Below are 13,994 nucleotides of genomic sequence, written 5' to 3'. Positions count from 1 at the left end.
ATGCACAGCACATCAACCTATGGCACCCTCGCCGTGAAAACCGCAGTGTTGCTGATCGCCGCCCTGCTGCTGTTTGCGCCGTTTCTGTTCCAAGACGTGCGCGCGCTAGAGGTCGCTGCCCGCATCTGTATCTTCATTGTGTTAGTGGCGAGCTATGACCTGTTGATCGGCTATACCGGCATCGTCAGTTTTGCCCATACAATGTTTTTCGGCTTCGGCGCTTACGGTGCCGCCATCGCCCTGCGCCAGATGGGGCCGGGCTGGGACGCGGTGGCTTTGGGCGCTTTGGCGGGTGTGCTGGTCTCGCTGGTGGTGGCCACGGGCGTCGGGCTGTTGAGTCTGCGTGTCAAAGCGATCTTCTTCGCGATGATCACATTGGCGACCGCCTCGGTCGCGCTTGTGCTGGCTTCGCAACTGTCGCAATTTACCGGTGGCGAAGACGGCATTACCTACCGCGTGCCGGACCTGTTCAAACCCGCGACAAAACTGATGGTCGATGAAAACGGCAAGGTGGCGCGGCTTTTCGGCGTGAAACTCAATGGCAAGCTTGCGGCCTATTACTTTGTGTTTTTCACCTCGCTGGCGCTGTTCTTGCTGATGTTGCGGGTGGTGGCGGCGCCGTTAGGGTCCGTTCTGAAAGCCATCCGCGAGAACGAAGCCCGCGCCGAAGCCATTGGCTACCGCGTCGTGGCCTACCGCACATTCGTCTTCTGCCTGTCAGCCGCCGTCGCGTCGCTGGCGGGAACGATATATGCCGTCTGGCTGAAATACACCGGGCCGGACACCACGCTGAGCTTTGCCATCATGATCGACATTCTACTGATGGTGGTGATCGGCGGCATGGGCACGATGTGGGGCGCGGTTGTTGGTGCGGTGCTGATGGTCATGGCGCAGTACTATTTGCGTGACCTCATGGGCGCTGCCGCAGAGGCCACCGCCAACATTCCATTGCTGCCCGATTTGCTCGACCCCGACCGCTGGCTCTTCTGGCTTGGCATTATATTTATCTTGCTGGTCTATTTCTTCCCTCGGGGGATCACTGGCACCATCATGCAAAAGGGTGCGCGCTGATGACCTCCCCCCGTTTCCGCTTTGTCTCTGTAATGGACCACGAAATTCACGTCACCGAATGGGGCGATCCCAGCAAACCTGCGCTGATGATGCTGCACGGGCTGGCGCGCACCGGGCGCGACTTTGATGAAGTCGCAGCCGCGCTATCGGATGATTTCTATGTGCTTTGCCCCGATATGATCGGGCGGGGCATGTCGAGTTGGTCGCGCAACCCCGAAGCTGAATACGCGGTCGAATACTACGCGGGCATCACGACTGATGTGATGGATCACTACCAGATTGACCGCGCGGCGTGGTTTGGGACCTCGCTTGGCGGTATGATCGGGATGCACATCGCCTCTGGGCATGACTCTGACCGGATCAGCGCCTTGGTGGTGAACGACATCAGCCCCGAACTGCCCGCCGCGGCGGTTGATCGGATCTTGTCCTATGTCGGCAGCCTGCCGGATTTTAGCAGTTTTGCCGAAGGAGAGGCTTGGCTGCGCCAAACCTACGCGCCCTTTGGCCCGGCTGCGGATGCCTTTTGGCAGCGCATGGCGCGGTCGTCGTTGCGGCGCCGTGGCGACGGGCGGCTGACGCTTCATTATGACCCTCGGATCACCGTGCAATTCACCGCGTCTGCACATGAGCTTTCTACTTGGGACCGCTGGGCACGGATCACCACGCCAACACATCTGCTGCGCGGCGCGCAATCCGATCTGTTGCTGCCTGAGGCCGCCAAGCGCATGACCCAAAGCGGCCCGCGCCCCGACGTGACCGAGTTTCCCGATTGCGGTCATGCGCCAAATATGTCCAACCCCGCGGATATCTCCCTGCTGCGCGGTATTCTCCTCGAAACGCTGGGTTAGACTGACGCGCGCTGCTGTCCCTACCTTTTGCAAAATTGACGCTGTTACAGCTTTTGCCAACGTTTCGCCATTTTTTTTGCACCCGCAACCGGCAGTACAGTCTATTAAGCAATAGGGGGGCGGACCCGGCCCGTAGAAGGCAGGGACGCGGAGGATACGGCAGGTTTGGGCAAACTCGGCATGAAAATGATCAGGAATACGCTGTCACAGCGTGCAAAAAGAATATGCGTTCTGCTGATATTGGCAGGCGTTGTCCTTGGCTTTGGCCACCGAATAGAGACGCTTTCCTATCAAACCTACATGCAGGATCTCGAACTTGAGACCACGCTGGAATTGATTGAAGTGCGCGAACGGATTCGCACTGATATCTTTGACCAAATTCTTAAGCTGCGTGAATTGGCCACCGTCATCAGTGAAAACCCTGACATTAACCAAGCAGAGTTCAGCGCACGCGCGACTGAGTTCATGGCCAAAAACCCCGATGTCATCAACCTTGCTGCCGCACCCAACCTCGTGGTCAGCATCGTTCATCCTTACGAAGCCAACCAAAGCGTTTTGGGGCTGGATTACCGCAAGAACCCAGCACAGCTTCCCAAGGTAGAACAGGCCATGCAGAGCGGCGAAGGTTTGGTGACCGGGCCGGTGGACCTCGTTCAGGGGGGACGCGGGCTGATTTTGCGCCACCCGGTCTTTTACGCGAATGACACTACTCAAGGTGTTGGCGCCCGACCTTGGGGGCTTTTGTCGATGGTTATCGACTATAACGCCTTCCTCACGCGCCTGAACATTCCCGAGCTTGCAGAAAACTACGATCTGGCCATTCGCGAGATGACCGCAGATGGCGAGGTTGAGCAGACCATCGTCGGTGATTTTGATTTCACTGCGACTGACCCCATATCTCTCGATTTCAACTTCGCCTTTGGCGTTTGGGAAATGGCCGCCACGGCCAAGGGAGGCTGGCCCGATCACCGACCCGATTTTTGGTTGCACTGGCTGCTCCGCCTTCAAGGCACGGCAGGCGTTGTTATTTTTGCGTGGTATATTATGCGCTTAACCGACAACCGCAAACTGGCCGAAGAACGTCTCCGCACAGGTGTCGAAGCGCTGGACCATGGTTTTGTAATGTACGATCCCAAGGGCATATTGGTGCTGTGCAATGAGAAATACCGCGAAATCCACGACTATAGCGAAGTGGTAAAACCCGGATCAACCTACGAAAAAATCGTGCGCGACAGCATCCGCCGGGGGCTGGTGCCCGATGCCATCGGCAAGGAAGAGGAATGGATCCGCGTCTGGCTGGAAAAGCGTGAAAACGGCGCGTTTGAAACCGAACAGCGAATGCCGGACGGCCGTATCATCCGCACCTCAGATCGGCGCATGGAGGACGGCAGCGTTGTAGGTCTAAGGATTGACGTGACCGATTTGAAAAGGGCGCTGCTGACAGCCGAGGATGCCAACAAAGCCAAGACCGATTTTATGGGCGTGCTGAGCCATGAGTTGCGCACCCCGCTGACCGTTATCTTGGGCCATGTTCGGCTGGCACGGCATTTTGATCGCACCCCGGCGGCGCGCGATCTTGGCGCCGCCATTGATGCTGAACCGCAAACCCGTGAAACGCTTGCGCCCAAGTTTGCCGCTACCCTCTCCAAGCTGGGCGACATCATGCAAACCGTGGAACGTTCGGGCAATCATCTGCTCACCTTGATTAACGAAGTGCTCGACTTTGCCAAGATTGACGCGGGTAGCCTGTCAATCACGATGGAACCGGTGAAAATCGACGACATCGTAGCACCGACCGCCGATCAACTACGCCCGATGATCGAAGACAAAGGGCTGGAGTTGAAGGTGAAATCAGCGTCCGGCGTGATGCTGGCCGATGGCAAACGTATTCAGCAAGTGTTGATAAACCTACTCAGCAACGCCACGAAATTCTCGGACCAGGGCACGATCTCGCTCACATGTCGCATCCGGGGGGAAGTGGTAGAATTCCGCGTCACGGATTCTGGCATCGGCATCCCCGAAAATGAGCTGGAGCGCGTTTTTGAGCCGTTCCATCAGGTCGATTCCACCGCCACCCGCCGTTTTGGCGGCACTGGGCTGGGCCTTGCGATCTCGCGCGATATTGCCACCGCCCATGGTGGCAGTCTTGTGGCCACCAGCGTCATGGGCAAGGGCAGCAGTTTCCTGCTGACCCTGCCCCTGCGCCCCGCCATTGCCGTTGCAGCGGCCGCCACCGAAACGCGCGAGGTTGAGGACGCTTAGCGATCCGCCAATCGCTCGACCACCTGCTCTTGCTCGCCCAGACCTTCGACCCCCAGTCGAACCCGGTCACCCGGGCTGAGGTAGCGCGGTGGTTTGAGGCCCATTCCCACGCCCGGAGGGGTGCCAGTGCAGATCAGATCGCCCGGCTCTAGCTGAATGAATTCAGACATGTAGGCGATGATCGTCGCCACGTCGAAGATCATCCTCTCGGTGGTGCCGTCTTGCAGACGGTCGCCGTTTATCTCGGCCCAAAGCGCCAATTTCCCGGGATCGCCCAATTCATCCCCTGTCACCAGAACCGGCCCTGTGGGGCAGAAATTGGGAAAGCTCTTGCCTTTGACCCACTGGCCGCCCCGCTCGGTCTGCCAAGCACGTTCGGACACGTCATGAACCACGCAATAGCCCAGCACATAATCAAGCGCGTCTGCGCGGCTTACGTTCAGTGCTTCGCGCCCAATCACCACGCCCAGCTCGACCTCCCAATCAAGCTGGCTCATCCCTTTGGCATACAAAAGCGGATCGTTCGGCCCGCAATAGGTCCGGCTGGCCTTATTAAAGAGGATAGGCTCGGTGGGAACGGGCATCCCCGATTCCGCTGCGTGGTCGGAATAATTCAACCCGATCCCCCAGATGTTGCGGGGTTGGCTCACAGGCGGGGCGACGCGTTTTCCTTGGGTTTCAAACAGCGGCAGCCCCTCCAGATCGACACCCTCCAGCGTATTGCGGATCGCCGGGATCGTCTCGGGTGTGAAATCACCAACAAGGCTTGAAACATCTCGCGCCTGCCCCGCGGCATCCAGCACCACTGGCGTTTTCGCCCCGTCGCGCGTTCCGTATCGCATCAATCGCATGGTCTTTTTCTCCCTTTTTCAACCGTCGATGGTGGCACCATACCCAATGACACGGCGCTGGCCACAGCTTTGCAACGGGGGTCGTTAAGACGGACGCTTGCTCTACGGCTGAGGAACCGACGATACGCGAGCGGCGTTGGTTCGTCGAAGGGGGTTCCCATGAATAACCTGCGCGCTGACCTGCTTACCAAACCGATATACCGCTGGGCCAAGAAAGCCCTGCCCGCCCTATCCCAAACCGAAAGCGAAGCCCTGACCGCTGGCGAAGTCTGGTGGGAAGCCGAACTTTTCTCGGGCAACCCCGACTGGTCAAAGTTGCAAGCGGTCAAGGCACCCCAGCTAAGCCCAGAGGAACAGGCCTTTTTCGACGGTCCCGTGCAAGAATTTTGCACCATGATTGACGATTGGAAGATCAACCATGAGGCCGCCGATCTGCCGCCAGAGGCATGGACCTTTCTACGAGACAAAAAATTCTTTGGCATGATCATCCCGAAATCTCATGGGGGGTTGGGCTTTTCCGCCTTCGCTCATTCCGAGGTGGTCCGCTATATCTCCACGCGCTCCGTCGCAGCAGCGGTGACGGTGATGGTGCCCAACTCACTCGGCCCCGGCGAATTGCTGCACCAATTTGGCACCGATGCGCAAAAGGATCACTGGCTCCCGCGCCTTGCCGATGGGCGTGAGCTGCCTGCCTTTGGCCTTACCAGCGCCGAGGCGGGTTCTGACGCCTCAGCGATGGTCGATGAGGGCGTGATTGAAAAAGGTACGTGGGAGGGGGAGGAGGTTTTGGGCATCCGCCTCAACTGGGCCAAACGCTATATCACCCTTGCCCCGGTTTGCACGGTCCTTGGGCTGGCCTTTCAATTGCGCGATCCTGATGGCCTGCTGGGCAACACGCCTGACATCGGCATTACCTGCGCGCTGGTGCCCACCGATTTGCCCGGAGTGGAAACCGGGCGGCGACACCTGCCGTCTTCGACGATGTTTATGAATGGGCCAACCACTGGCACAGACGTTTTTATTCCCCTTGATCATATCATCGGCGGGGCGGAATACGCAGGCAAAGGCTGGATGATGCTGATGTCCGCGCTCGCCGCTGGGCGCGGCATCTCCCTGCCGTCGATGGGCTGCGCCGCCATCGCATTTTCGGCCCATACCACTGGCGCCTATGCCCGCATCCGCCAGCAGTTCAATCTACCGATAGGCAAATTCGGCGGCGTTCAGGCGCGGATGGGGCGGCTGGCGGCGGATGCCTATGCGATGGACGCTGCCCGCCATCTGACCTGCGCCGGGCTTGATGAGGGCCGGGCGCTTTCCGTGATTTCGGCGATCATGAAGGCCCATGCGACCTTCAAAATGCGCGAGGCGCTGAACGATGCGATGGATGTGCATTCGGGCAAAGCCGTGATCGACGGGCCGCTGAACTATCTGCTGCCACTCTACCGCGCCGTGCCGATTGGCATCACCGTGGAAGGAGCAAATATCGTCACCCGCAGCTTGATCATCTTTGGCCAAGGGTCGATCCGGGCGCACCCCCATATGCTTGATAACATGCTGGCTTTGCAGAAGGAGGATGAGGCCAAGTCTCTCGCCGCTTTCGACAAATCCCTCTGGGCGCATGTGGGGCATACCACGAAAACCCTGTTCCGCGCGTGGGGTCGCGCCCTGACGGGCGGCCGGTTTGCTCCTACCCCTGATGCAGGTGCCGCAACGCCAATCTACCGCGAGCTTTCGCGCTGGTCGGCTGCTTATGCACTCACGGCGGATTTTCTATTTCTCACCCTCGGCGGAGCACTGAAACGTGAAGAGATGATCTCAGGTCGGATGGGCGATATCTTGTCTGAAATGTATATCCTCTCTGCCACACTCAAACGTTGGGAGGACGAAGGCCGTCAAGAGGCCGATCTGCCGCTCCTCAAATTCGCCGCTGCCGATGCCTTTTCGCGCATTCAAACCGCGCTTGATGGGGTCATCGCCAACCTGCCTGCCCGCTGGGCGGCGTGGCTGCTACGCGCCATTACCTTGCCGGGGCTGGGCCGCCGCGGTCCGGATGACACGCTCACCACAGAATGCAGTGCTTTGATTTATGCCCCGTCTGCCACCCGCGACCGGATCACTGGGCGGTTATTCGAGGGCAGCGCTGGCGACGGGATCGACCTGTTGAACCGCTGCTATGCCAAAGTGATCGATATGGAGCCGGTCATGAAACGCCTGCGCGACGCCAAGAAGACCCCCACAGAGGCACAACAGGCGGGCATCCTAAGCGACAGCGAAATGGCAGCCCTGACCGCGATGAACGAACTGGTATCCAAAGTCATCGCCGTCGATGACTACAGGCCTACCGCGCTGGCCCGTTACTTCCCTGACTTAGATGTCCCGCAGAAAAATCTCGACGAAACCCCCAACCCTAGAGAGGCCGCCGAATGACCCACCCCAAAGCGCAGCGCGTCTTTCTTGTGGATGGGGCCCGCACTCCATTTTTGAAGGCACGACAAGGCCCCGGCCCCTTTACCCCGGTCGATTTGGCCGTGCAGGCCGGGCGGCCCCTGCTGGCGCGACAGAGCTTTGACCGTGCGGCATTTGATCTGGTTATCCTCGGTTGCGTCAATGTGATCGCGGATGAGATGAACCCCGCCCGCGTCGCGGCATTGCGGCTGGGCTTGGGTGAACAAACGGTCGCTTTTACCGTGCAAATTAACTGTGGCTCGGGCATGCAGAGCATCGACACCGCCTATCGCTATGTCCGCGACGGCAGCCACCAAATGATCCTTGCCGGTGGGGCCGAGGCGCTCAGCCACGCCCCTCTCGTGCTGCGCCAATCAGCGGTGGAATGGTTCGGTCGGATGAATGCCGCCAAGGGCCCGATTGATACGGCTCGCGCCATGACGGGCCTCAGACCAGAGTTTTTCAAACCCGTCATTGGGCTGGAACGCGGTCTGACCGACCCGATCACTGAACTGAACATGGGCCAAACCGCCGAAGTTTTGGCGCATCGGTTCGGGATCGACCGCGCCACGGCAGATACCTATGCAATGCAAAGCCACCACCGGCTTGCCGCAGCGCAAAAGGACGGGCGGCTTGCGAATGAAGTCATGCCCGCCTTTGACAAAGACGGCACTGTTTATGATCACGACGATGGCGTGCGTCCTGACAGTAATATGGAGGGCCTTGCTAAGCTGAACCCGGTGTTTGAAAAACCCCACGGCAAAGTCACTGCAGGCAATTCCAGCCAGATCACCGACGGCGCAAGCTGGGTCATCGTTGCTTCTGAACGCGCTGTTGAGGCGCATGGGCTGACCCCGCTGGCCGAGATTACCGACAGCGAATGGGCGGCACTTGATCCGTCGATCATGGGGCTGGGTCCGGTACTTTCCGCCACCCCCATCGCACAACGCCATGGGCTTGAAGTGGACGACATTGACCTGTGGGAATTGAACGAGGCCTTTGCCGCACAGGTGCTTTCCTGCGTGGCCGCTTGGAACGACGAAGACTTCTGCCGCAACGTGCTGGGCTATGACGCTGCCTTTGGCCGGATCGACCGGGACAGGCTGAATGTCGACGGCGGTGCAATATCCCTGGGCCACCCGGTCGGCACCAGCGGCAATCGGATTGTCTTGCATCTGGCCAATGCAATGAAAGCGCGCGGTGCGAAACGGGGCATCGCCACGGAATGTATTGGCGGCGGCTTGGGTGGCGCGATGATGCTGGAGGCGGTGTGATGACGGGACATGTTTTAAAGCATTTGGGCGAGAGCAAACTCGAACTCGGCACCGAAAACGCACGCAAAGGCAACTGGCGCGCGGGACGTGATGCCAACGGCATCTTTTGGCTGGCGCTTGATAAGGCTGACAGCAGCACCAATACGATTTCTGGCGACGTGCTGCGTGAGTTGGAACATCACGTCACCGCCGCCGAAAACGACCCGCCTCATGCCCTCGTAATCCGCTCCGCCAAACCGGGCGGCTTTGCTGCTGGGGCCGATATATCAAGCTTTGCAAAGATGAGCGATGAGGGCGCGGCTGAGCTTCTGACCCAAGGCCATGCGGTGCTGGACCGGCTTGAACAACTCTCCTGCCCGACGATCTGCGTGGTGCACGGCGCAGCACTTGGCGCGGGATTTGAACTGGCGCTTGCCTGTGACATCCGCATCGCAGTGCCGGGGGCCTCTTTCGCCTTTCCTGAGGTACAGCTTGGCCTGCATCCCGGTCTTGGCGGCACTTTCCGCCTGCCCGCTTTGATCGACCCGACCGAAGCGATGACCATGATGCTGAGCGGAAAAACCGCGCATACCAAGCGCGCCAAAACGCTGGGGATCATTGATGAAGTAGCCGAAGAACGCCACATCGCCGCCGCCGTTCGAGCATTGGCCGAAACCGGGGTTGAGCGGGCGGAGCCGGGCCTTAAGACCCGTGCGCTTGGGTTGGAACAGGCCCGAACCTTGCTGGCCCGTCAAATGCGCAACCGCACTGAAGAGCGTGCGCCAGCAGACCATTATCCAGCCCCCCATGCGCTGATCGAACTGTGGGAGGAACACGGCACCGACCGGGCAACCATGCAGCGCGGTGAAATCCGGTCTTTCGCCAACCTGTTGAAAACGCCTAGTTCCAAAAACCTACGCCGGGTGTTCTTCCTGCGGCAGAAACTCAAAGAAGCCGCGCGGGGTGACGACGACATCGCCCATGTCCATGTGATCGGCGCAGGTGCCATGGGGGCTGAGATTGCAGCCATGGCCGCGATCCGGGGCAAGCGCGTCACCCTGAGCGATCTTGACAGCGCCGCCCTTGGCCGCGCCATCAAACTGGCGGCAAAACTTTGTGCTGACAAACATCTGACCGGCGCAGAAACGCGCGATGCACTCGACCGTCTGATGCCCGACCCTCATGGATATGGCGCGGCCCGCGCTGATCTGGTGATTGAAGCCGCCCCCGAGCGGATGGAGGTCAAAGAGAAAGTTTATGCAGAGTTGAAGACCGAAATGAAGGACGGCGCGATCCTTGCCTCCAACACCTCTAGCCTCGCGATAGATGCCCTAAGCGCCCACGCCCCCAAAAAAGCACATTTTGCAGGGCTGCATTTCTTTAACCCCGTCTCGAAAATTCCACTTGTCGAGGTTGTCGTTGGAGCAGACACAGCAGCACAGACGGCGCGCCGTTTGGCCGCATTCTGCGGGGCCATTGGCAAACTGCCCGCGCGCGTTGGTGACTATCCCGGCTTTGTCGTGAACCGTATCCTCACCCCCTATCTGATGGAGGCGATGGTGCTGATGGACGAAGGTGTGCCGAAAGAGGTGATCGACAGCGCCGCCCTGCGCTTTGGCATGCCGATGGGCCCGGTGACGCTGGCCGATCAGGTCGGGCTTGATATCGGGTTACATGTTGCCGAAAGCCTGCGTGATAGGCTGGACACGTCTATGGCTGAGATTACCGACATGCTGCAAGAGCGCGTCGAACAGGGTGATCTGGGTCGCAAAACCGGGAGCGGCTTTTATGACTGGGCCGATGGCACGCCGCATCCTGAAACCGAAGAACCCGGCCCCGCGGATTTGACCGATCGCCTGATCCTGCCGATGCTGAACGCCGCCGTCGAAGTGCTGCGCGAAAACATGGCAGAGGATGCCGATCAGATCGACGCCGCAATGATCTTTGCCACCGGCTGGGCTCCTTTCCGGGGCGGGCCGTTGCACTATGCACGCACGCGCGGTCCGCGCGAAGTGGCCGACCGGCTGCGCACATTGGCCAAGGCGCATGGCCCGCGATTTGCCCCCGATGAAGGATGGCAAAACTTCAGCTAATGTATCGGCAGGGCTGTGCTTCATTCTGACCAGCCCCTTCGTGCATAGACCCCCGCCATTGGCCCGAAGTGTGATAAGACTGAACTGCTCAGTTGAGACATATAACGGGACAATGGCCGCGTTGAGTTTACTTAATTTCAAATAAACTGCCCCGCGACAATTGGTTAGCCACTCTTGAGCAAGCCCCCACATCCCCGGCCCCAGTTTCGTTTTTGGGGGATGAAATGCCCAAATGCCGCCCTAATTCACCCCTGCGGCATTGGCAGCGATGCTTCGCGGGGATACCTAGGGCAAACATCTGCCTGCCAAACGAGCCCAGATGAGAAAAGCGCGAGCAAGCAGAGGCCCATATGAACGATTTTTACGACGCTTTGGCGGATTTCGATGATCCGCTGCGGCAACTCTATATGCTTGCTGTCGAACCTGATCTTACGGTCGAAGACAAAATTGCCAAACTCCTCCGACTGGGCACCGAGGCGCTTGAGCTTGAACTGGGTATTGTCAGTCGCGTCGATCAGCCGGTTTACGAATGTCTGTACGTATATGGACCGGATTGGGCCCCTGCGCCCGGCACCATTTTCGACATCAATGGCACCTATTGTCTGCAAACGCTTTCCAATGCCGATGTGACCTCTTTTCACCACGCCGGGCAGCAAGAGATTTCGACCCATCCGTGTTATGAAACCTTCGGACTGGAAAGCTATATCGGGGCGCCCCTGAAATGCGGTGGCGAACTGTTTGGCACAATCAACTTTTCAGGCAGCGCGCCCCGCTCTGGGCCGTTCAGCAAGGCGCAGGTGCAATTCGTACAGTTCCTTGCACGCTGGCTCGGCAGTGAGTTGACCCTTCAATCTGAACGCCGTGAGTTGCGTGAACAGCGCGGGCTGCTTAGCGCCATGGTGGATGCCGTGCCCGAAGCGATCATCATGGCAGACCCGAACCGCCGTGTGGCTCTTGTAAACCCTGCGGTTAAGACGCTTTTTGGCTATGAGCCCGAACAGCTATTGGGGCGGCAAACAGCTGTTCTTTATGAAACGCTCGGTGGGTATGAACGCGCGGGCGAAGAGCAGTTTAACGCGCAGGCCTCGGCTGCGCCGGGTGCGCTTTCGATTGCCTGCCGCCGCGCTGACGGAACAACATTCGAAGGCCAAGTATCAACCGCCAAGGTCGAAACGGATCGAGGCGAGCATTTGGGATTTCTGGGTGTCGTGCGCGATGTGAGTGAGCAGCGCGAGTTTGAGCGCGCCAAGGATCAGTTGATCGCCACTGTTAGCCACGAGATGAAAACGCCGCTGACGTCGCTCAGCGGGGCGTTGCGCCTCCTTGAAGTGGGGCAAGACGACCTGCCCCCGCAGAAACAAAAGCTTCTACGGCTCGCCCTGCGCAATGCGCGGGCAATTGATCAGATGGTCGCGGATATTCTAGATGTGGAAACCCTGCGCAGGCCAGACCAATCTGGTTTTGCCGAGCGACCATTGGCGCCCTTGCTAACGCAGGCGTCCGAGACACTGATCCCCTATGCGAAAGATCGCGGTGTTCGCCTAGAGATACATCCGACAGCGGCCCCCGCGACCCTACTGCGCCTACACGAAGGACGGCTGATGCGGCTGTTGTCTAACCTGCTTTCCAACGCGATCAAAGCGTCTGACGAAGGCGGCACAGTCAAGCTGGGCGTTTCTGAAAGCGGCATGGGGTTTTGGGTGCGTGACCAGGGCAGTGGCCTGCCGCTTGATCTTCAGCCGGTCCTGTTTGAACGGTTTTCCCGTGGGTCCAGCTACCGCGTCGAAGAGGGCCACGATCTGGGCATGAGCATCGTAAAGGCCATCGTCGACCAACACCTCGGCAGCATCAAGTTTGAAACTGCCGAGGGCAAGGGCACGACCTTTTTCGTCGATTTTCCGGCGCTTGAACCTCAGGCGAACGCCATGGCCGCCAGTTGACGGCGCATCGCGGGCTGCACCAAGCGTTAAGCCAAGAAGGCGCGTAGGGCTTGCAGTGTCCGTTCGATCCCTGCGGCAGTGGTCAGCACCCCCGGTGACATGCGCAAGATCTGGCTGCGATTGTCGACGTAAATGTCCAAGGCGGCCAATTGCGCCACCACATCAGAGGCGTCAATGTGATCTGGCAAGACCACCATCAGACTACCGCCGCGCTGGTCGGGATCAATGGGGCTTGCAAGGTTCAGACCCATCCCTTCCAGCCCCTTCTGTAACTGGCCCGTTAATTTGCGGTTATGCGCTGACAGTGTCTCTGTATCCTGCCCCATACGCCATTTCATCGCTGGCAGGCTGGCCACCGCTGGCACCGTCGACGGCGTGCCACTGTCAAGCCGCCGAATGTCGGGCGCAAATTCGAAAGCGTCCAAATCCCAAGAGAACGGATTGCCTTGCGAGAACCAGCCGCGCATCTCTGGCGCGCATTGTGGGATCAGATCAGCATCCATATAGACGATCCCCGCCCCCGGTGTGCCACACATCCATTTAAGGCTGGTCGACAGCGCGAAATCCACTTTGGGCGCGGTCACGTCATAGGGCAGCAAGCCGACCGCTTGGGTCATATCAACCCCAATGAGCGAGCCCATCCTGCGCCCATGCGCCACCAGTTGCGGTATGTCCAAACGGTGCGAGGTGGTTGAACTGACCCATGTCAGCAGCGCCAGCGCCACGTCTTCGTCCCAATCGGCAATGAGATCTTCGGCTTCGACCCAATGCCCACCTTGGCGGATCGGCACAGTGTTCAACGTGAAACCAAAGCGCTTCGACAGGCCGGTGAGCAGGAAATGCAAAGAGGGAAAGCCATCCTCGGCCACCAAGACTTTCTTGCCGCGCAGGGTGCCTTCGGGCAGCGCACCGATGACGGCCATTAGCCCGGTGGTGACGCTCTCTGTCGTGGTGACGGTGCCCTTTGGCGCGCCGATCAGTTCGGCCCAGAGATCGATGAACTGCTGCCGTTTGGGCAGCACATCCGCCCATTGGTCGCCATTCGGCGCAGCCCAAGCATCGCTAAAATCAGTGAGCCCGGCCAGCATATCCGCGTGTTTGCCGGGGTATTGGCCAATGGAGTGATAAAGGAGATAGGCGTCGCCCGTTCCTGTTTCTGTGGACATTGTAATCTCCGTAGGGTGTGGGCCGCGCAGGGGCGCGGGGCACTAGAATTATTGAAAATTTGGGC

At 59.2% G+C, this 13,994-nt stretch carries 9 protein-coding genes; 7 read left to right on the top strand and 2 right to left on the bottom strand.

Features of this window, described 5'->3' with window-relative positions; genetic code table 11:
- The 3 genes from DSM110093_RS03230 (at window position 1) to DSM110093_RS03220 (ending at window position 4,181) form a co-directional block, all read left to right on the top strand.
- A complete protein-coding gene (locus tag DSM110093_RS03230) occupies window positions 1-1,071 on the top strand; it encodes a branched-chain amino acid ABC transporter permease (RefSeq protein ID WP_243266663.1) in 1,071 nt (356 codons plus the stop codon).
- On the top strand, window positions 1,071-1,919 hold the full coding sequence (locus DSM110093_RS03225) for an alpha/beta hydrolase (RefSeq protein WP_243266662.1): 849 nt from the start codon (window positions 1,071-1,073) through the stop codon (window positions 1,917-1,919). Before DSM110093_RS03230 ends, DSM110093_RS03225 begins: the two co-directional genes overlap by 1 nt.
- Window positions 1,920-2,219: 300 nt before the next feature.
- Window positions 2,220-4,181, top strand: a complete 1,962-nt coding sequence (locus DSM110093_RS03220; protein ID WP_243266661.1) for an ATP-binding protein — start codon at window positions 2,220-2,222, stop codon at window positions 4,179-4,181.
- On the opposite strand, the gene DSM110093_RS03215 is transcribed toward DSM110093_RS03220, so the two are convergent.
- Window positions 4,178-5,032 carry a fumarylacetoacetate hydrolase family protein gene (locus tag DSM110093_RS03215; protein WP_243266660.1) on the bottom strand — a complete coding sequence of 285 codons (855 nt, stop codon included), beginning with the start codon at window positions 5,030-5,032 and terminating at the stop codon, window positions 4,178-4,180. The two genes, DSM110093_RS03220 and DSM110093_RS03215, sit on opposite strands and share 4 nt — an antisense overlap.
- Before the next feature lie 159 nt (window positions 5,033-5,191).
- Between DSM110093_RS03215 and DSM110093_RS03210 the strand changes: the two genes are divergently transcribed.
- The 4 genes from DSM110093_RS03210 to DSM110093_RS03195 all read left to right on the top strand — a co-directional run bounded on the left by DSM110093_RS03210 (window position 5,192) and on the right by DSM110093_RS03195 (window position 12,763).
- The gene (locus DSM110093_RS03210) at window positions 5,192-7,459 is read left to right on the top strand and encodes an acyl-CoA dehydrogenase (protein ID WP_243266659.1); all 2,268 of its coding nucleotides are present in this window, start codon (window positions 5,192-5,194) and stop codon (window positions 7,457-7,459) included.
- A complete protein-coding gene (locus tag DSM110093_RS03205; RefSeq protein WP_243266658.1) occupies window positions 7,456-8,751 on the top strand; it encodes an acetyl-CoA C-acetyltransferase in 1,296 nt (431 codons plus the stop codon). The genes DSM110093_RS03210 and DSM110093_RS03205 overlap by 4 nt, the downstream gene beginning before the upstream one ends.
- Window positions 8,751-10,823, top strand: a complete 2,073-nt coding sequence (locus DSM110093_RS03200; protein ID WP_243266657.1) for a 3-hydroxyacyl-CoA dehydrogenase NAD-binding domain-containing protein — start codon at window positions 8,751-8,753, stop codon at window positions 10,821-10,823. Before DSM110093_RS03205 ends, DSM110093_RS03200 begins: the two co-directional genes overlap by 1 nt.
- A 350-nt stretch (window positions 10,824-11,173) precedes the next feature.
- Entirely contained in the window at window positions 11,174-12,763 is a 1,590-nt protein-coding gene (locus DSM110093_RS03195) for an ATP-binding protein (RefSeq protein ID WP_243266656.1), read from the top strand.
- 26 nt (window positions 12,764-12,789) lie between these two features.
- Here the strand turns inward: DSM110093_RS03195 and DSM110093_RS03190 are convergent, their stop codons facing one another.
- Entirely contained in the window at window positions 12,790-13,929 is a 1,140-nt protein-coding gene (locus tag DSM110093_RS03190) for an aminotransferase class V-fold PLP-dependent enzyme (protein WP_243266655.1), read from the bottom strand.
- Window positions 13,930-13,994: the final 65 nt, after the last annotated feature.

The sequence above is a fragment of the Sulfitobacter sp. DSM 110093 genome (assembly GCF_022788715.1).
Classification (GTDB): domain Bacteria; phylum Pseudomonadota; class Alphaproteobacteria; order Rhodobacterales; family Rhodobacteraceae; genus Sulfitobacter.
This window is presented reverse-complemented; position numbering and strand designations above follow the sequence as displayed.

Coding starts and splice junctions, on each gene's coding strand:
- DSM110093_RS03225 (WP_243266662.1), top strand. CDS start 1,071: ATGACCTCCCCCCGTTTCCGCTTTGTCTCTGTAATGGACCACGAAATT.
- DSM110093_RS03205 (WP_243266658.1), top strand. CDS start 7,456: ATGACCCACCCCAAAGCGCAGCGCGTCTTTCTTGTGGATGGGGCCCGC.
- DSM110093_RS03190 (WP_243266655.1), bottom strand. CDS start 13,929: ATGTCCACAGAAACAGGAACGGGCGACGCCTATCTCCTTTATCACTCC.
- DSM110093_RS03200 (WP_243266657.1), top strand. CDS start 8,751: ATGACGGGACATGTTTTAAAGCATTTGGGCGAGAGCAAACTCGAACTC.
- DSM110093_RS03230 (WP_243266663.1), top strand. CDS start 1: ATGCACAGCACATCAACCTATGGCACCCTCGCCGTGAAAACCGCAGTG.
- DSM110093_RS03210 (WP_243266659.1), top strand. CDS start 5,192: ATGAATAACCTGCGCGCTGACCTGCTTACCAAACCGATATACCGCTGG.
- DSM110093_RS03215 (WP_243266660.1), bottom strand. CDS start 5,032: ATGCGATTGATGCGATACGGAACGCGCGACGGGGCGAAAACGCCAGTG.
- DSM110093_RS03195 (WP_243266656.1), top strand. CDS start 11,174: ATGAACGATTTTTACGACGCTTTGGCGGATTTCGATGATCCGCTGCGG.
- DSM110093_RS03220 (WP_243266661.1), top strand. CDS start 2,220: ATGCAGGATCTCGAACTTGAGACCACGCTGGAATTGATTGAAGTGCGC.